The organism is Candidatus Pelagibacter sp. PS_28 (assembly GCF_059417885.1).
In genome coordinates, this window is the sequence record NZ_CM182070.1 from 455,326 (window position 1) to 472,929 (window position 17,604).

The window sequence follows — 17,604 nt, forward strand, 5'->3', positions numbered from 1 at the left end:
AATTAAACTCTGCTACAACACCCCTAGGTTGAATATGAAAAATTGGAAAATAAATAGCTGGAGAAATTATCCTGTAAAACACATTCCTGAATATCCTGATCAAAAAGAATTGGATGGTGTTTTAAGTAAAATTAAAGATTTCCCACCATTAGTTTTTGCTGGTGAGACGAGACATTTAAAAGAACAATTAGCTGATGTTGTCGATGGAAAAGCTTTTTTATTACAAGGTGGAGATTGTGCAGAAAGTTTTGCAGAATTTCATCCTGATAACATTAGAGATACATTTAAACTGATACTGCAAATGTCGTTAGTGCTTACTTATTCGGCATCATTACCAGTTATTAAACTTGGAAGAATTGCTGGACAGTTTTCAAAACCAAGAAGTTCTCCTGTTGAAAATATTGATGGTGTTGAACTGCCTAGTTACCTAGGTGATAATATTAATGGAATGGAATTTAATGAAAAATCAAGAGTTCCTGATCCAAAAAGACTTTTTAAAGCTTACTCTCAATCTGCATCAACGCTTAACCTTATAAGAGCTTTCTCCCACGGAGGTTTTGCTGATCTTAAAAAAGTACATACTTGGAACTTAGGGTTTATTAAAAACACACCTGCTGCTAAAAAATTTAAAGATTTAGAAGATAGAATTGCAGATGCCTTAGCATTTATGGATGCTTGTGGAATTAATTCTGACTTTAATAGAAGATTAAAAACAGTAAATTTTTGGATTTCACATGAGGCTTTATTACTTCCTTTTGAACAAGCAATGACAAGAGTAGATTCAACAACAGGTGAATATCATGATACCTCAGCTCACTTTGTTTGGATAGGAGATAGAACAAGACAACTAGATGGTGGACATGTTGAGTTTTGTAGAGGAATTGAAAATCCAATTGGAATTAAATGTGGACCAACATTAAAAGCTGAAGACTTGATAAACCTTTGTAATAAAATTAATCCAAATAATGAAAAAGGTAAAATAACTTTAATTTCTAGATTTGGCCATGAAAATGTTTCTAAATTTTTACCAAAATTAATTAGAGCAATTAAAAAAGAAGGTTTAAATGTAATATGGTCATGCGACCCTTGTCATGGAAATACAATTAAAGCTACAACTGGATTTAAAACAAGACCCTTTAATAGTGTTGTCAAAGAAGTAAAAAATGTTTTTGAATGCCACCAAAGTGAAGGAAGTTATGCAGGTGGATTACACATTGAAATGACCGGTCAAAATGTTACGGAATGCACAGGTGGTGCTCAGAAAATATCTGACCAAGATTTATCTAGCCGTTACCATACTCATTGCGATCCAAGACTTAATGCTAACCAAGCGTTAGAGTTAGCTTTTTTAATTTCTGATGAGATTAAAAAAAATGCTGCTTATTCTAAAAAAAATATTAAAGCGGCATCTTAAACCATTGTATTGAATAAAATTTCGTTTAAATTTTAGGAAATGAAACCATTAGAAAAAGCACAATTTATAAGTAATTGGATTAAAGATTATGTGAACAAGATGCCAATTAAGGCTCAATCTTTAATCATTGGAATTTCTGGGGGAATAGATTCTTCTGTATCAAGTACATTGAGCGCAATGACAGGTATTAAAACAATTGTATTATCAATGCCCATTAAACAAAAATCATCACAACATGACTTAAGCTTAAAACATCAAGAATGGCTTGTTAAAAACTTTGATAATGTTGAAGCGCACACAATAAATTTAGATAAATTATTTGAAACGTTTGAGAGTACGTTATCTAATTTTGATAGTGAACTTGGTATGGCAAATTCTAGAGCAAGAATTAGAATGACTACTCTTTATCAAGTAGCAGCTACAAACAAAGGTATTGTAGTTGGTACTGGAAATAAAGTTGAGGATTTTGGAGTAGGGTTTTATACAAAATATGGAGATGGTGGAGTTGATATATCTCCTATTGCGGATTGCAATAAATCAGAAGTATGGGAAATAGGTAAATCTATTAATATTCTTCAAGAGATAATTGATGCTGCTCCAACAGATGGATTATGGGATGATGGCAGAACTGATGAAGGTCAGTTAGGTCTTAAATACGAGGAATTAGAAGAAGCTATGAACAATGTTAATTCAATAAATCGTCAAAAATACGAAAAAATAAGAAAGATGAACTTGCATAAAATGGAACCAATCCCAGTTTGCAAGATTCCCAACTAATCTTATAGATTCACAAATCTATAATTAAAGTATAATTCTAAGATAATGAACAAGGATATTTTTTTAACAAACAATCTAAATAATAAAAAAGAAAAATTTGTTCCAATAAATAAAGAAAATATTGGAATGTATGTATGTGGTCCAACCGTTTATGACAATCCACACATTGGTAATGCTAGACCTCTTGTTATTTTTGATATTTTGTTCAAAGTTTTAAAATCAAAATATGGTCATGATAAAATAAATTATATAAGAAACATTACAGACGTTGATGATAAGATAATTAAATCAGCAAAAGAAAAAAATCTTTCAATATCTGAATTGACAAATAATGTTATTAAAGATTTTAATGATGATTGTAATTACTTAAATTTAGATAATCCATCAGAACAACCAAAAGCTACAGATCATATTGATCTCATGATTAAAATGATATCAACTTTAATAGAAAAAGATTTTGCCTATGAGGCAAACAACCATGTCTATTTTGAAGTTAGCAAATTTGATGATTATGGAAAGCTATCGAATAAAAAATTAGAAGATTTAATTGCAGGATCTAGAGTAGAAGTTTCAGATAATAAAAAAAAATCAGAAGACTTTGTTTTATGGAAACCCTCTAAGGATGATGAGCCTTCTTGGGATTCTCCTTGGGGAAAAGGAAGACCTGGTTGGCATTTAGAATGTTCTGCAATGTCAAAGAAATACCTAGGAAACGTATTTGATATTCATGGTGGAGGAATTGATTTAATTTTTCCACATCATGAAAATGAAATTGCACAATCAAGATGTGCCAATGATAGTAAAGTTTTTGCAAATTATTGGATCCATAACGCATTTATTACTATGTCCAATGAAAAAATGGCTAAATCAACTGGCAACATACTTAAGATTAAAGATTTTAAAGATAATGTTGACGGACAAGTTTTAAAACTTGCTCTTATGAGTGCTCACTACAAACAACCATTAGACTGGAACGAAAAGCTCTTAGAAGATTGCAAAAATACTATTGATAAATGGTATGAAGTTTATTTACCCCCAAAAGACAAAATAGTTTTAGATGAAGATATTTTGTCTCCATTATACGATGATTTGAATACACCTGGCTACATTGCAAAGTTACATCAACTTTATGATAAGGCCTTAAAAGGAGGAAATGAAGAGAAAAGTTTATTTGTATTAGCTTGTAATTTTATTGGTATTTTAAATAAAACAAAAGAAGAGTGGATTGAATTTAAAAAGAAAAAATCATCTATTAGTGAAGATGACATTTTAGAAATGATTTCACTTAGAAACAAAGCAAGAGAAGATAAGAATTATAAAGAAGCTGATATCATTAGAAATAAGCTTTTAGATAAAGGGGTTTTAATAGAAGACAAAGATGGTAAAACAATTTGGAAACTAAAATGAGCAAAGAACAACTTTTTATATTTGATACAACACTAAGAGATGGTGCACAAACACAAGGTGTAGACTTTTCTGTAGATGATAAATTAAAAATTGCCTCAGCTTTAGATAATTTAGGTGTTGATTATATTGAGGGTGGGTGGCCAGGTGCAAACCCTACAGATACCGAATTTTTTCAGAAAAAACATTCATTTAATAATGCTAAGCTAACATCTTTTGGTATGACTAAAAGAACTGGTCGCAGTGCCGATAATGATCCTGGACTATCAGCGCTTTTAAACTCAAACACACTGGCAGTTTGTATTGTAGGAAAATCTTGGGATTTTCATGTTGATATAGCACTTGGTATTTCTAATGAAGAAAACTTAGAAAACATTAAAGAGACAGCTAAACATTTCGTTAAAGAGAATAAAGAATTCATGTTTGATGCAGAGCATTTCTTTGATGGATACAAGGCTAATCCAAGTTATGCTTTATCATGTCTTAAAGCAGCATTTGATGAGGGAGCAAGGTGGATTGTTTTATGTGACACTAACGGTGGAACCTTACCTCATGAAATTACAAAAATAGTTACAGAAGTTTCTAAAACTATACCTGGAAAAAATTTAGGGATACATGCACACAATGATACTGGTAATGCAGTTGCGAATTCTTTAGCTGCAGTTTGGGCTGGAGTTAGACAGGTGCAAGGAACCATCAATGGTTTAGGTGAAAGGTGTGGTAATGCTAATTTAATGTCACTAATCCCTACTTTTTTTTTAAAAGAAGATTTTGCAACTAATTTTGAATTAAAAATTAAACCAGACAATATTAAAAAATTAACAGAATGCTCTAGATTGTTAGATGAGATTTTAAATAGAAAACCTAACAAACATCTTCCATACGTTGGTGCTGCTGCTTTTTCTCATAAAGGTGGCCTTCATGTATCAGCGGTTCAAAAAGATCCAAAAACTTACGAACATATTGATCCAGTAGAAGTTGGAAATTCTCGAAACATAGTAGTTTCAGATCAATCTGGAAAATCCAATATAATCTCAAGATTAAAAACTATTGGTATAGAAATAGAGGAGAGTGACCCTAAAATTAAAAAACTTTTAGATGAAGTAAAAGATAGAGAATTTATAGGTTATAGTTATGATGGTGCTGACGCATCTTTTGAATTATTGGCCAGAAGGATTATTAGCAAAATACCAAGGTATATATTGATTAAAGAATATGATGTTTCTGTTAAAAAAGATTCATCAGGCACAATTGTTTCTTCTGCAAAAGCTCAGCTTGAAGTTGATGGTGAAAAAATTATGTGTACCGGTGAAGGAAATGGTCCTGTTAATGCACTAGATAATGCTATTAGACAAAATGTAGATCGATTAAATAAATACTCTAAATATTTAAAAGATTTAAAATTAGTTGATTATAAAGTTAGAATTTTAAATACAGGTACTGAGGCAATCACTAGAGTTTCAATAGAAAGCACAGACTCAAAAGGCAAAAATTGGTTCACCATTGGTGTTTCAGCAAATATAATTGATGCTTCATTTAAAGCATTGGTGGATAGTTTAGATTATAAATTATTTAAAGATAAAGCTCCAGCAAGTCTTTAATGTCTTTTAGCAATATATCATTTATCTTACATCAACCCCAATTATCTGAAAATATTGGAGCTTGTGCGAGAGCTCTTAAAAACTTTAATTTTAAAAAGCTAGTTATTGTTAAACCAAAACCAATTTTTCCAAATGATAAAATTTTAGCAACGTCAGTTGGTGCAAAAGATCTAATTATTAATGCTAAAGTATATGAAACTTTAGAATCTGCTGTAAAAAAAGTAGATTACGTTATTGCAACATCTGCAAGATTTAGAAATAAAAATATTAAACATATTAATTTAGATGATTTAAAAAAAATTGATTTTAATAAAAAGATAGCTTTTTTATTTGGCTCTGAGGCGTCTGGCTTATCTAATAATGAGATCAGTTATGCTAATTACACCATGCAGATCTCAACTAACCCTGATTTTAAATCTTTAAACCTGTCACATAGTGTTATTATTATTGCCCATACTGTAGCAAGCATTATTGATTTAAAGGGTGCAAAATATTCTAAATCAAAAAAAGTAACCTTAGCTAGCAAAAAGGATATTCAAGCTATGACTAACTTGTGCATCAAAAAACTAGAGGAAAAACACTTTTTTAAACCCTTGGAGAAGAGACCTATTATGCTTGAAAACTTAAGAAGTATTTTTTCTAAAATGGAGCTTTCTGAGAAAGAAACACGTATTTTATCCAGTGTATTTGCAAGTTTGTCCAAAAAAGGTTGATTGACAAAATAATGAGTAAGTTTATAAACCCATCTATCAAATGACAAAAAGAATAAGCGCTAAACATAAAATAGATAGAAGGTTAAAAATTAACCTATGGGGTAGACCTAAAAGTCCTTTTAATAAAAGGGATTATGGTCCAGGACAACATGGACAAGGTAGAAAAGGAAAACCTTCTGATTACGGAATTCAACTACAAGCTAAACAAAAATTAAAAGGTTACTACGGTAACATTAACGAAAGACAATTCAGAAATATTTATAAAAAAGCTACCATGTTAAAAGGGGATACCGGTGAAAATTTAATTGGTTTGCTTGAAAGAAGATTAGATTCTGTTGTTTATAGAGCAAGATTTTCAACAACAGTATTTTCAGCGAGACAACTTATTAACCATGGTCACGTAAGAGTTAACGGTAAAAAAGTTAACATTGGAAGTTACGTTGTTAAAGAAGAAGATATAATTGAAATTAGAGATAAATCTAAACAGTTGGCTATAATTGATATTGCTCTAGCTAGCAAAGAAAGAGAAACTCCTGAATACATTAATTTAGATGAAAAAAATAAAAAAGTTACTTTTGTTAGAACACCTAAGTTCGACGAAGTTCCTTATCCAGTAATAATGGAACCTAATCTAGTAATTGAATATTACTCTAGATAATAAATATCCTTTTTTTTAAATAATTCTTTTAATATTGTTCTTAAAATTCCAATAAAATTGTGAATTAATCCTAAGTGAATTTTACATAAATTCATTATATATTTTCTTATAAATAAAATTTTTATGAGATTTTAAATGCAACTGGCAAGATATCTAAATAAATTGTTCCAGAAAGATGGTTTTCTTTTAATTGATGCAAGTTCAAATAAATATATTATAGGCACACCAAAAAACAATAAACCAATCACAGTTAAAATATTAGATAAAAAACTCCATTATAAATTATTTTTTAGGCCAGATTTATATTTTGGAGAAGCTTATTCTAATGGAGATATACAAATTGAAAACGGAAGTTTAACCGATTTCTTAGATATAGCGCTTATGAATATAGGAAGAGGTGAATTAAATTTTTTTAGTATGTTGATAAATAAACTTTATGGCTCTTATAGATATTTGACAAACTTTAACTTTATAAAAAAATCAAAAATGAATGTGGCACATCATTATGATCTCTCAGATGATTTATACTCTTTATTTTTAGATCCTAAAAAACAATACTCTTGTGGATATTTTATAAATGAAAATGATACTTTAGAAGATGCTCAAAATAATAAAATACAACACATAATAAAAAAACTTAATATAAAGCCAAATCAAAAAGTTCTTGATATAGGTTGTGGCTGGGGATCTTTAGCTATTGATATTGCAAAAAGTACCAATTGTGAGGTGACAGGAATTACTCTATCTGAAAATCAGTTTAACTACTGTGTTAAAAAAGCCAAAAAGCTTAATTTAGAAAATCAAGTTACCTTTAAGCTAATAGATTATCGTCAGTTAGATGAAAAGTTTGATAGAATTGTAAGTGTTGGAATGTTTGAACATGTTGGTAGAAAATTTTATAAAAATTTTTTTAAGAAAATCGATAATTTGCTTAATGATGATGGTGTTTCACTAGTTCACACTATTGGTTCAGTTAACCCTCCTAGAGACCCACACCCCTGGATAACTAAGTATATTTTTCCAGGTGGTTATACGCCTAGTCTCAGTGAGGTGGTAACACCTGTTGAGAAAGCTGGATTAATAGTATCTGACATAGAGGTTCTTAAATTACATTATTCTCACACTCTAAGGCACTGGAAAGAAAATTGTATTAAAAATAAAATTCAAATAATTAACATGTTTGATGAAAAATTTTTTAGGATGTGGGAATTTTATTTAGCTAGCTGTGAAAGTGCTTTTAAATGGGGAGACCAAGTTGTTTATCAATTCCAACTAACAAAGAACTATATGTCAACTCCTAATACTAGAGATTATATTTATAAGTAATAAATTATTTTTTAAAATTAATTCCTTTATCCTCAAGGACTTTCTTGAGTTCACCGTTTTCATACATTTCCTTAACGATGTCACAGCCACCAACAAATTCACCTTTAATGTAAACTTGTGGAATAGTAGGCCAGTCACTAAATTCTTTTATACCCTCTCTTAAAGACTGAGATTCAAGAACATTTATTCCTTTGTAATTCACTTCTAAAATTTTTAACATATTTGACACAGCCATAGAAAATCCACATTGAGGAGCATCTGGTGTTCCTTTCATAAATAAACATACTTCGTTGGCGTCTATATGACTTTGAATTAAATTTTTTGTACTATCGTCCATTATTGTTCCTTTGTTTTAATTGCTAATGCATGAAGTTCGTTGCCCATTTTTCCTTTTAAAGAATTGTACACTATTTTGTGTTGTTCAATTTTACTTTTTCCTGAAAATTCTTTAGAAGTTATTGTCGCTGAGTAGTGATTACTATCTCCAGCTAGATCTTGAATTTCTATTATAGCATCTGGTAAAGCTTCTTTAATGAGTGTTTCAACTTCTTTTATATCCATTGCCATTTTAATTTTCCATGTAGTTCGTTAGCCAATTTGTATGTGATTTAATCAAATCGTCAATTGATAGTTTTGTCTTATCGTTAATTATTAAACTATCCTCATTTACTAACCCAAGTTCATCAAAATGTACGGAGCTTTCTTGAAGTATTTTAGTAGCATTTTCTAGATCATCTTTACTAATTTCAATAATGTATCTTCCCTGATCTTCACCAAACAAGTATTCAAATTGATTAATTAAGTAATTAGACTTTTTAAGAGTTGCACCTTTTTTACCTTTAATACACATTTTAGAAAGAGCAGTAATTATTCCACCTAAAGAAACATCGTGAGCTGATTTAATATATTTTTTATCAATAAGTTTTAAGATTGTTTCACCATTATTTTTTTCATTAAAAAGATTAATTTCAGGAGGAGGTCCATTTTTTTCATTTAGAATATCTCTTGCAAATAAGCTTTGATCCAAGTGACCTTCAGTTTTACCAATAACTAAAAGTATATTATCAGCTTCTTTTAAATCCATTGTAACAATATTTTGGTAATCTTTAATTAAACCAACTCCCCCAATTGTTGGAGTAGGTTTAATCCCAATATCTTTAGTTTGGTTGTAAAATGAAACGTTTCCTGAAACTACTGGAAACTCTAAGTAAGCACTCGCTTCACCTAAACCTTGAACACATTCAACAAACTCACCCATATTTTCTTCGTTTTCGGGACTACCAAAATTTAAGCAATTAGTAATAGCAATAGGTTTAGCACCAACTGAAATTAAATTCCTCCAACTTTCACAAACAATTTGTTTTCCACCACTTAATGGGTGAGCCCAACAATATACAGCAGATGAATCTACAGATGCTGCAACAGCTTTATTGGTACCATGAACCCTAACAACACCAGCATCTCCGCCAGGTTTTTGAATAGTGTCACCCATAACAGTATGATCGTATTGTTGCCAAATCCACTCTTTGCTACAAATATTTGGATTAGATAATATTTTGTTTAAAACATTTTTTACTTTTAAGGTTTTAAATTGTTCTTTCTTAACTTTAATTCTTTTAGGTAATTTAGCTTTCTTCCATTTACGGTCATACATAGGTGAGTTTTCAACCAATGTGTTAACAGGAATATCTGCTACCTTTTTTTCATTAAAATAAAGTTCAATCTTTTTACTTTTTGTTGTTTGACCAATTACAGCGAAATCTAAATTCCATTTATCAAATATTTTTTTAGCCATTTCTTCTTTGCCATTTTCTAAAACAATAAGCATTCGCTCTTGGCTTTCAGATAGCATAATTTCATAAGGGGACATGTTTGCCTCTCTACAAGGAACTTTATTTAAATTGATTTCAATTCCTAAATTTCCTTTTGAAGCCATTTCAATACTTGAAGAAGTTAATCCAGCAGCGCCCATATCCTGAATAGCAATAATGGAATCTCCTGCCATTAATTCTAAACAAGCCTCTAATAATAGTTTTTCTGTAAAAGGATCTCCAACTTGAACAGTTGGTTTTTTTTCTTCAATTTTATCATCAAATGAAGCTGACGCCATGCTTGCACCATGAATTCCATCTCGACCTGTTTTTGAACCAACATAGATCACAGGTTTTCCTAAACCTGCAGCTTTTGAATAAAAAATTTTATTTTTTTTTACATGACCTAAGGTCATAGCATTTACTAAAATATTACCATTATAAGATTCGTCAAAACTAGTTTGACCAGCAATTGTTGGAACCCCCATGCAATTACCATATCCGCCTATACCGTGAACAACTCCACGTAATAAATTTTTAGTTTTTTTATGTTGAGGTGATCCAAAATGAATTGAGTTTAAATTAGCTATTGGTCTTGCTCCCATTGTAAAGACATCTCTCATAATTCCACCAACACCCGTTGCGGCACCTTGATAAGGTTCAATAAATGAAGGGTGATTATGACTTTCAATTTTAAATACTATTGCATCATCATCGCCAATATCAATAACACCAGCATTTTCACCAGGACCTTGAATTACGTTTTTTCCTTTAGAAGGTAAGTTTTTAAGATGAAATCTTGAAGATTTATAAGAGCAATGCTCATTCCACATTGCTGAGAAGATACCAAGCTCAGTAATATTGGGAACTCTTTTTAATAAATCACAGATTTTTTTATATTCATCTTTTTTTAAACCATGATCAATTGCAAGCTGTTCGTTAACTATCATTATTTTAAATTATTGATTAAGTTTTGAAAAAAAATTGAACCATCTTCACCAGAAAGAGCAGGGTCTATCATTCTTTCTGGATGAGGCATCATTCCTAAAACATTTTTTTGTTTATTAAAAACACCAGCTATATTTTGTAATGAACCATTTGGATTAGATTGTTCATTAACATTTCCGTTTTCATCTGAATAAAATAAAGCTATTTGATTATTGTCATTAATTTCTTTAATTTGATCATTAGAGCAAAAGTAATTTCCCTCATTATGAGCTATATGAAACTCGTAGACGTCTTTTTTATCATCTTTAAAATAAGAGTTATCTTTATTGTTAGCTTTAACAAAAACATTTTTGCAAATAAATTCTAGGTATTTATTTCTAAGCAGCACACCTGGTAGCAAACCAGATTCAACTAAAATTTGAAAACCATTACAGATTCCCATAACTTTACCACCCCCTTGAGCAAAGTTTAATACCGATTTCATAATTTTTGATTTTGATGCCATACTTCCACATCTAAGGTAATCCCCGTATGAAAAACCACCTGGTAAAACTACTAAATCACTTTTTGGCAGCTCAACATCGTCATGCCAAACCATTTTGTTTTTAAAGCCAAATTTTTTTAAAGCAACATCCATGTCTCTGTCACAATTGGATCCAGGAAAGGTTATTACGGATGAATGCATTTTTTATTATTGTGATCCAATAATTTTAAAGTCTTCTATTACTAAGTTTGCTAAAAGTTTCTTACACATTTCTTCAACTTTTTTTTCTGCTTTTTTTTTATCATCTTCTTTAGTATCAATTTCAAAATATTTTCCTTGTCTTACTTCATTAATTCCTTCAAATCCCATACCATCCAGGGTTTGATGGATAACTTTACCTTGAGGATCTAAAACATCTTTTTTAAGAGTTATAATTACAGATATTTTCATATTATTTTCTTTTTTTAACTGATCTTAATTTAGTAACATTTACAGCACTTAAATTTGATTGCTCATGCAATATACCAAGTCTTTTTGCAACTTCAGTATATGCGGGTATTAAATCACCTAAATCTTTACGAAATCTATCTTTATCTAGTTTTTTATCAGTAATACTGTCCCATAATCTGCAAGTGTCAGGACTAATCTCATCAGCCAGAATAACCTCATTTTTTCCATTTTCTTTAAGTCTTCCAAATTCAAGTTTGAAATCAATTAGTTTAATCCCAACTCCTCTAAACATTCCAATCATAAAATCATTAATTCTAAGGATCATTTTTTTAACTTTTTCTAATTCAGATTTTGTAGCCCAATCAAAAGCTAAAATATGTTCTTCAGCAATAAGTGGATCACCCAATTTATCATCTTTAAGGCAATACTCTAATAGTGGCTGTTTTAGAACTGTTCCATCTTCGATACCTAATCTTTTAGTAATAGAGCCTGTTGCAACATTACGAACAATAAATTCAATAGGTATAATCTCAACTAATTTGATAATTTGTTCTCTCATATTTAGTCTTTTTACTAAATGATTTTTAATCCCAATTTGAGTTAGGTTTGATAAAATATGCTCTGAAATTCTATTGTTTAAAACACCTTTGCCTTCAATTGTTGATTTTTTCAAATTATTAAAAGCAGTTGCATCATCTTTGAAATACTGAATAACCAAATTTTTATCAGATGTTGCATAAATTATTTTAGCTTTACCTTCGTATAATTTTTTACCTTTTTTCATTATTTGAATACTCTTCTAAAAATTAAATCTACGTTTTTAAAATGCGATGAATAATTGAATATAGCTTTTAATCTTTTTGATGAAATTTTAGTCATTATGAATTTATCATTTAATATAACATCAAACAAATTTAGGTTTTCTGCAAAACATTTTTTTGCATAATTTTGGACCATTTTGTAAGATTGCTCTCTACTTAAACCAGATTTTGTTAGCTCTAACATTACTTCTTGTGAAAAAATTAAACCCTTGGTTATATTTAAATTTTCAATCATTTTTTTTGGATAGACAATCATTTTATCTAAAATATTACTTAGTCTTGCTAAAGCAAAATCTAAGGTAATATTTGCGTCTGGACCAATATTTCTTTCAACACTTGAGTGAGAAATATCTCTTTCATGCCATAGTGCAATATTTTCAAGAGCAGGGATAACAGCACTTCGAACCATTCTAGCAAGTCCTGTTAAATTTTCACTTAAGATTGGATTTTTTTTATGAGGCATTGCAGAAGAACCTTTTTGATCTTTTGAAAAAAACTCTTGAACCTCATAAACTTCAGTTCTCTGTAAATGTCTAATCTCAATTGCAACTCTTTCAACTGATCCTGCAATAATTCCAAGAATTGAAAAATAAAAAGCATGCCTATCTCTTGGTATTACTTGAGTTGATATAGGTTCAACTTTTAATCCAAGTTTTTTTGCCACATGTTTTTCAACATTAGGACTAATATTTGCAAATGTGCCAACAGCACCAGAAATTGCACATGTTGAAATTTCATCAATTGCATCAACTAATCTTTTTCTATTTCTCTTAAATTCCTCATAAAATGATGCTAATTTTAAACCAAAAGTTATAGGTTCAGCGTGAATTCCGTGACTTCTACCCATACAAGGAGTGTATTTATATTTCTTGGCTTGTTTCTTTAAAACTTTTAGAATTTGATCGATATCATCTCGTAAAATTTTACCAGATTGAACTAATTGAATATTTAAACTGGTATCTAAAACATCAGAAGAGGTCATACCTTGGTGAAGGTATCTTGCTTTAATCCCTGCTTTTTCAGTAACAGATGTTAAAAATGCTATTACATCGTGCTTAACTTTACTCTCAATTAGATGAATTCTTTTAACGTTTATTTTAGCTTTTTTTCTAACAATTGATGCAACACCTTTAGGAATTTGACCTAATTTTTCCATGGCTTCTGCTGCTGCAACCTCTACATCGAGCCAAATTTGGTATTTGTTTTGTTCTGACCATATGTCAGTTAGTTGTTTTCTAGAATATCGTTCAATCATTAATTATAAGTAAGGAGGCTTAGAATAACCTTTAACAGATTCTGTAAAGATTTCATAACCATTTTCAGTAATACCTAGTGTATGCTCAAATTGTGCTGATAAAGATTTGTCTTTTGTAACTGCTGTCCAGCCATCTTTTAGCATCTTCACATCCCATTCACCGATATTTATCATAGGCTCAATTGTAAAAGTCATTCCAGGTCTAAGTTCCATCCCTGTATTTCTTCTTCCATAATGTAAAATATTAGGTGGTTCGTGGAATGTTGTGCTTATTCCATGACCACAAAAATCTCTAACAACTGAGTAGCCTTTTTTTTCAACAAAAGATTGTATTTCATATCCAATGTCACCTAATTTTAATCCTGGCTTTAATAAATTAATTGCTCTCATCATCGACTCGTATGTAGCATCAATTAAGTTATTAACTTTAACAGGAGTTTTTCCAACACAAAACATTCGACTTGTATCACCATAATGTTCATCAACTATAGCAGTTACATCAACATTTAAAGCATCACCTTCAACTAAAACTCTATCAGAGGGTATACCGTGACAAACAACATGATTTAAAGAGGTGCATAATGATTTTTTAAAACCTCTATAAAACAATGGAGCTGAATACCCACCATTGTCTCTAATAAATTCATATCCTAGTTTATCTACAAACTCTGTGGTTACACCGGGCTTAATATTATCTGTAAGCATATCAAGAGTTCTTGCTGCAAGATTTCCAGCAACTCTCATCTTTTCAAATTTCTCTAAATAATCAGGCATTAATAATTTTAATTTTTTTATCTATTTTAATTTCTTTTGAATTTATTTTACATTGATAAGCCAAAAAGTTAACTTCAGCTTTTTTTGCAAGTAAATAATTTTCATAATATTCTTTATCAATGTCTTTTGCTATTTTAAAATTATCCACACCCTCTATTTGGACTAAAAATAATAGATAGGATTTATAGCCCTTTTTAACTGCCTCTATAAGTGTTTTTAAATGCTTTGACCCTCTAGTGGTAACGGCATCTGGAAATTCTGCAGTTTTTTCTTCTCTAAATAAAGTAACATTTTTAACTTCTACAAATATTTTTTGTTTATTTTTTTCAACTAAAAAATCAAACCGTGTTTCTTTATCAAAAAATACCTCAGCTTTGATACTGTCAATGTTAGCAATTTCTTTAACTAGATTATTTGTTAAACCATGGAAGGCAATTTTATTTGCAAAATGAGTATTAACACCAACTAAATTTTTTTTAACTTTAACTATTTCAAGGGTATATTTTAATTTTCTTTTTGGGTCATCATTTTTAGATACATAAACCTCATTTCCTTCATCTAATAAGCCCTTCATAGATCCAGTATTAGGGCAATGCGCTGTAACAATTTCCTTGTCAATTTTAACGTCTGCAAAAAACCTCTTATAACGTTTGATCAGTTTGCCTTTTATTAAAGCTTTGGTAAATTTCATATTTAAATTGTATATTTAATAATGACTCAAAATACAAAATTTAATGCAGCAATACTTATTATTGGTAATGAGATCCTATCTGGAAGAACGCAGGACACTAATACCAGCACAATTGCACAATGGTTAAACTCAATTGGTGTAAAAGTTAACGAAGTTAGGGTTATTCCAGATATAGAAAATACAATTATTGAGACCGTTAATCATTTAAGAAAGGTTAATAATTATGTATTTACAACTGGTGGTATAGGACCAACTCATGATGATATTACTGCTCAGTCTATTTCTAAAGCATTTAATCTTGAGTATGAAATTCACAAAGAAGCTTTTAAGATATTAGAAGCTTACTATAAAGTGGGTGAATTTAATGAAGGTCGACAAAAAATGGTATGGATGCCACGTAATGCTAATTTAATATTAAATCCAACAAGTGGTGCACCAGGATTTAGTGTTGAAAATGTTTTTTGCTTACCAGGAGTTCCTTCAATTTTAAAGTCAATGTTAGGTGGATTAAAAAACAAGATAGTAGGGGGAGATCCAATATTAAGCCATACAATAAGTTTAAATACTGTTGAAAGTGAAATTGCAAACTCTTTAACTAATGTTCAAGATAACAATAAAGATGTTGAAATTGGAAGTTATCCATTTTTTCAAGCAGGAAAACTAGGTGTATCAATAGTAATAAGATCTGAAGACCAACTTAAAATTGATAAGTGCAGTTCTGAAGTATTAGAGTTTGTTGATCAAAAAAAAATAGAAGTAGTTGTTAGATAGTTTAATGTTTTATTTCGCTTACGGAAGTAATCTTAATCATTTTCAAATGAAAAGAAGATGCAAGGATAGTGTCTTTTTAAAAAAAATTAATTTAACTAATTTTAAATTAACTTTTAGAAGCAAATATAGAGCTGCTGATATAGAGCGTAAAAAAAACTCAATTGTTCCAGGTGCTTTGTTTGAAATATCAAAAAGTGATGAAAAAAAATTAGATGTTTATGAAGACTATCCAGTTCTTTATAAAAAATATTATTTTACTTATTATGGTAAAAAAGTAATGACCTATACTATGACTAAAAAAACCTTATTTGCATATCCAACAGAACGATATTTAAATATTATAAAAAAAGGGTATCAAGATTGCGGTCTTGATAAAAAGTATCTTAATCAAGGATTAAATAATTTGAGCAAACAAAAAAATCACAAAAAATAAAATAAAATTAGATAATTGTGAACAATTTCCTAATATTTATTAAAAAGTATTTTATTTATAAGAAAAAGACTATGTTTTATTGTAAATAAAAATTTTTAAAAGTTTCACCTAATAAATAAATCAATATAATTAACAAAGACCAAAAAATAGCAACATGGATTTAGGAATTGACCTCTGAATGAAAAAGACAAGTAATCAAAAAAAAATAAATATTTATAAAAAAAAATTATTAATTTTTACAACCACCATATTTGTATTTTTTTCAATAATAACAATAATTTTTTTAAGTAAATTTAAAGATATTATATATTTAAACAACCCAATTACCGCGCATGAAATTAAAAACATTCGAAATATAGATAACTACTCGAGATATTTTAAATTTTATTTATTAAAAAATAATTATAAAAATCAAAATTTTATTTTTGGATCTTCTTCTATCAAATTTATGAATCCTGTTTTGAAAGACAAAGGTGAGAAATATTCAGCTATAAACATGGGAATGCCCGGTTTTACCATAGAAGAATTAGAAAAATATATTAATTGGCTTGTAGTAAATAAACAAAACACTCAAGATGTCATAATTTTTTTGAAATCATTTTCTTTTGATAAAAATAAAAATTATAAAGTTTATTTACCTTATGAGTTAGAGATTTCAAATTATGGAAAAATTCAAAATATATATAACAAGCTTCATTTTTCAAGAATAGTTAAAATGATATTAAAAAACAAAATTACTAATAAAAAAAATAAGCAAAAAAATGAACAACTAACAAATGATGATTTAAATAGCTTTAATTATGGATATAAAATTATTAATAATTCTCAAAAATTTAATAGTACAAAAAAATTTAAGCTAGATTATGTAAATGAAATAGATATTGAATATGATGAGTATGTGGATAAATTATTTAGAATAAATCAGTTATTAATAGATAAAAATATCAATGTTAAGTATGTTTTTGATCCAGTTTATTATGAAAAATTATTATTAGATAATAAAATATATCATTTATTTGAACTTGAGTTAATTGAAAAATTATTAAAAAAAATTAATAAGATTTATTATTATAACAATTTTAATAAATATAACTTTTCTACTGATTTCAGTGATTTTGACCATTATAATGCTGACCTTGCTAGCAAAATATTAAGTGAAATTGTTTTTCCAGATGTTGAGAAAAATTATATAGTTTTAGATAAATATAATTTTACTAAATTCAAAAAACAAATTAATGAAAAACAATAGTGTACTTTAATAGTTTACTTTATA

At 29.0% G+C, this 17,604-nt stretch carries 19 protein-coding genes; 10 read left to right on the forward strand and 9 right to left on the reverse strand.

The features are described from left to right. Positions 1-34: 34 nt before the first annotated feature. The 7 genes from AC5SMR_RS02415 to AC5SMR_RS02445 all read left to right on the forward strand — a co-directional run bounded on the left by AC5SMR_RS02415 (position 35) and on the right by AC5SMR_RS02445 (position 7,893). Positions 35-1,414, forward strand: coding sequence for a class II 3-deoxy-7-phosphoheptulonate synthase (locus tag AC5SMR_RS02415; protein WP_494577243.1), 1,380 nt, complete (start codon positions 35-37; stop codon positions 1,412-1,414). Between the two features lie 39 nt (positions 1,415-1,453). Continuing rightward, entirely contained in the window at positions 1,454-2,191 is a 738-nt protein-coding gene (gene nadE / locus AC5SMR_RS02420) for an NAD(+) synthase (protein ID WP_494577244.1), read from the forward strand. 45 nt (positions 2,192-2,236) lie between these two features. Next, the gene (gene cysS / locus AC5SMR_RS02425; protein ID WP_494577245.1) at positions 2,237-3,598 is read left to right on the forward strand and encodes a cysteine--tRNA ligase; all 1,362 of its coding nucleotides are present in this window, start codon (positions 2,237-2,239) and stop codon (positions 3,596-3,598) included. Beyond that, positions 3,595-5,196, forward strand: a complete 1,602-nt coding sequence (gene cimA, locus AC5SMR_RS02430) for a citramalate synthase (RefSeq protein ID WP_494577246.1) — start codon at positions 3,595-3,597, stop codon at positions 5,194-5,196. The genes cysS and cimA overlap by 4 nt, the downstream gene beginning before the upstream one ends. Then, positions 5,196-5,909, forward strand: a complete 714-nt coding sequence (locus AC5SMR_RS02435) for an RNA methyltransferase (protein ID WP_494577247.1) — start codon at positions 5,196-5,198, stop codon at positions 5,907-5,909. The genes cimA and AC5SMR_RS02435 overlap by 1 nt, the downstream gene beginning before the upstream one ends. Before the next feature lie 40 nt (positions 5,910-5,949). Further along, positions 5,950-6,567 (forward strand): 30S ribosomal protein S4, encoded by a 618-nt coding sequence (gene rpsD, locus AC5SMR_RS02440; protein ID WP_006996782.1) that lies wholly within the window; start codon positions 5,950-5,952, stop codon positions 6,565-6,567. Positions 6,568-6,702: 135 nt separating this feature from the next. Then, a complete protein-coding gene (locus AC5SMR_RS02445) occupies positions 6,703-7,893 on the forward strand; it encodes a class I SAM-dependent methyltransferase (protein ID WP_494577248.1) in 1,191 nt (396 codons plus the stop codon). Positions 7,894-7,897: 4 nt separating this feature from the next. On the opposite strand, the gene grxD is transcribed toward AC5SMR_RS02445, so the two are convergent. Genes grxD through sfsA form a run of 9 tightly spaced genes read right to left on the reverse strand, consistent with a single transcriptional unit; the run spans position 7,898 to position 15,127 of the window. Further along, positions 7,898-8,230, reverse strand: coding sequence for a Grx4 family monothiol glutaredoxin (gene grxD, locus AC5SMR_RS02450; RefSeq protein ID WP_271617074.1), 333 nt, complete (start codon positions 8,228-8,230; stop codon positions 7,898-7,900). Further along, complete coding sequence (locus AC5SMR_RS02455; protein ID WP_494577249.1) at positions 8,230-8,460, reverse strand: BolA/IbaG family iron-sulfur metabolism protein; 231 nt, start codon at positions 8,458-8,460, stop codon at positions 8,230-8,232. Before AC5SMR_RS02455 ends, grxD begins: the two co-directional genes overlap by 1 nt. Position 8,461: 1 nt before the next feature. Continuing rightward, entirely contained in the window at positions 8,462-10,654 is a 2,193-nt protein-coding gene (gene purL, locus AC5SMR_RS02460) for a phosphoribosylformylglycinamidine synthase subunit PurL (protein ID WP_494577250.1), read from the reverse strand. After that, positions 10,654-11,337, reverse strand: coding sequence for a phosphoribosylformylglycinamidine synthase I (purQ, locus tag AC5SMR_RS02465; RefSeq protein WP_027307006.1), 684 nt, complete (start codon positions 11,335-11,337; stop codon positions 10,654-10,656). The genes purL and purQ overlap by 1 nt, the downstream gene beginning before the upstream one ends. Before the next feature lie 6 nt (positions 11,338-11,343). Further along, positions 11,344-11,586, reverse strand: coding sequence for a phosphoribosylformylglycinamidine synthase subunit PurS (gene purS / locus AC5SMR_RS02470; protein ID WP_006996789.1), 243 nt, complete (start codon positions 11,584-11,586; stop codon positions 11,344-11,346). 1 nt (position 11,587) lies between these two features. Then, positions 11,588-12,370 (reverse strand): phosphoribosylaminoimidazolesuccinocarboxamide synthase, encoded by a 783-nt coding sequence (gene purC, locus AC5SMR_RS02475; protein WP_006996790.1) that lies wholly within the window; start codon positions 12,368-12,370, stop codon positions 11,588-11,590. Next, positions 12,370-13,662 carry an adenylosuccinate lyase gene (gene purB, locus AC5SMR_RS02480; protein WP_494577251.1) on the reverse strand — a complete coding sequence of 431 codons (1,293 nt, stop codon included), beginning with the start codon at positions 13,660-13,662 and terminating at the stop codon, positions 12,370-12,372. Before purB ends, purC begins: the two co-directional genes overlap by 1 nt. A 3-nt stretch (positions 13,663-13,665) precedes the next feature. Continuing rightward, complete coding sequence (gene map / locus AC5SMR_RS02485; protein WP_020169493.1) at positions 13,666-14,436, reverse strand: type I methionyl aminopeptidase; 771 nt, start codon at positions 14,434-14,436, stop codon at positions 13,666-13,668. After that, the gene (gene sfsA / locus AC5SMR_RS02490; protein WP_494577252.1) at positions 14,429-15,127 is read right to left on the reverse strand and encodes a DNA/RNA nuclease SfsA; all 699 of its coding nucleotides are present in this window, start codon (positions 15,125-15,127) and stop codon (positions 14,429-14,431) included. Before sfsA ends, map begins: the two co-directional genes overlap by 8 nt. Before the next feature lie 21 nt (positions 15,128-15,148). Between sfsA and AC5SMR_RS02495 the strand changes: the two genes are divergently transcribed. The 3 genes from AC5SMR_RS02495 to AC5SMR_RS02505 all read left to right on the forward strand — a co-directional run bounded on the left by AC5SMR_RS02495 (position 15,149) and on the right by AC5SMR_RS02505 (position 17,580). Then, the gene (locus tag AC5SMR_RS02495) at positions 15,149-15,898 is read left to right on the forward strand and encodes a competence/damage-inducible protein A (RefSeq protein WP_494577253.1); all 750 of its coding nucleotides are present in this window, start codon (positions 15,149-15,151) and stop codon (positions 15,896-15,898) included. 4 nt (positions 15,899-15,902) lie between these two features. Further along, the gene (locus tag AC5SMR_RS02500; RefSeq protein WP_494577254.1) at positions 15,903-16,331 is read left to right on the forward strand and encodes a gamma-glutamylcyclotransferase family protein; all 429 of its coding nucleotides are present in this window, start codon (positions 15,903-15,905) and stop codon (positions 16,329-16,331) included. A gap of 178 nt (positions 16,332-16,509) precedes the next feature. Beyond that, entirely contained in the window at positions 16,510-17,580 is a 1,071-nt protein-coding gene (locus tag AC5SMR_RS02505; protein WP_494577255.1) for a hypothetical protein, read from the forward strand. Positions 17,581-17,604 lie beyond the last annotated feature (24 nt).

Excerpts from the sequence above, each read along its gene's own strand:
- map (WP_020169493.1), bottom strand. The coding sequence starts at position 14,436 with ATGCCTGATTATTTAGAGAAATTTGAAAAGATGAGAGTTGCTGGAAAT.
- AC5SMR_RS02415 (WP_494577243.1), top strand. The coding sequence starts at position 35 with ATGAAAAATTGGAAAATAAATAGCTGGAGAAATTATCCTGTAAAACAC.
- purC (WP_006996790.1), bottom strand. The coding sequence starts at position 12,370 with ATGAAAAAAGGTAAAAAATTATACGAAGGTAAAGCTAAAATAATTTAT.
- purQ (WP_027307006.1), bottom strand. The coding sequence starts at position 11,337 with ATGCATTCATCCGTAATAACCTTTCCTGGATCCAATTGTGACAGAGAC.
- AC5SMR_RS02500 (WP_494577254.1), top strand. The coding sequence starts at position 15,903 with ATGTTTTATTTCGCTTACGGAAGTAATCTTAATCATTTTCAAATGAAA.
- AC5SMR_RS02505 (WP_494577255.1), top strand. The coding sequence starts at position 16,510 with ATGAAAAAGACAAGTAATCAAAAAAAAATAAATATTTATAAAAAAAAA.
- cimA (WP_494577246.1), top strand. The coding sequence starts at position 3,595 with ATGAGCAAAGAACAACTTTTTATATTTGATACAACACTAAGAGATGGT.
- rpsD (WP_006996782.1), top strand. The coding sequence starts at position 5,950 with ATGACAAAAAGAATAAGCGCTAAACATAAAATAGATAGAAGGTTAAAA.
- nadE (WP_494577244.1), top strand. The coding sequence starts at position 1,454 with ATGAAACCATTAGAAAAAGCACAATTTATAAGTAATTGGATTAAAGAT.
- sfsA (WP_494577252.1), bottom strand. The coding sequence starts at position 15,127 with ATGAAATTTACCAAAGCTTTAATAAAAGGCAAACTGATCAAACGTTAT.
- AC5SMR_RS02435 (WP_494577247.1), top strand. The coding sequence starts at position 5,196 with ATGTCTTTTAGCAATATATCATTTATCTTACATCAACCCCAATTATCT.
- purL (WP_494577250.1), bottom strand. The coding sequence starts at position 10,654 with ATGATAGTTAACGAACAGCTTGCAATTGATCATGGTTTAAAAAAAGAT.
- purS (WP_006996789.1), bottom strand. The coding sequence starts at position 11,586 with ATGAAAATATCTGTAATTATAACTCTTAAAAAAGATGTTTTAGATCCT.
- AC5SMR_RS02445 (WP_494577248.1), top strand. The coding sequence starts at position 6,703 with ATGCAACTGGCAAGATATCTAAATAAATTGTTCCAGAAAGATGGTTTT.
- cysS (WP_494577245.1), top strand. The coding sequence starts at position 2,237 with ATGAACAAGGATATTTTTTTAACAAACAATCTAAATAATAAAAAAGAA.
- purB (WP_494577251.1), bottom strand. The coding sequence starts at position 13,662 with ATGATTGAACGATATTCTAGAAAACAACTAACTGACATATGGTCAGAA.
- AC5SMR_RS02495 (WP_494577253.1), top strand. The coding sequence starts at position 15,149 with ATGACTCAAAATACAAAATTTAATGCAGCAATACTTATTATTGGTAAT.
- AC5SMR_RS02455 (WP_494577249.1), bottom strand. The coding sequence starts at position 8,460 with ATGGCAATGGATATAAAAGAAGTTGAAACACTCATTAAAGAAGCTTTA.
- grxD (WP_271617074.1), bottom strand. The coding sequence starts at position 8,230 with ATGGACGATAGTACAAAAAATTTAATTCAAAGTCATATAGACGCCAAC.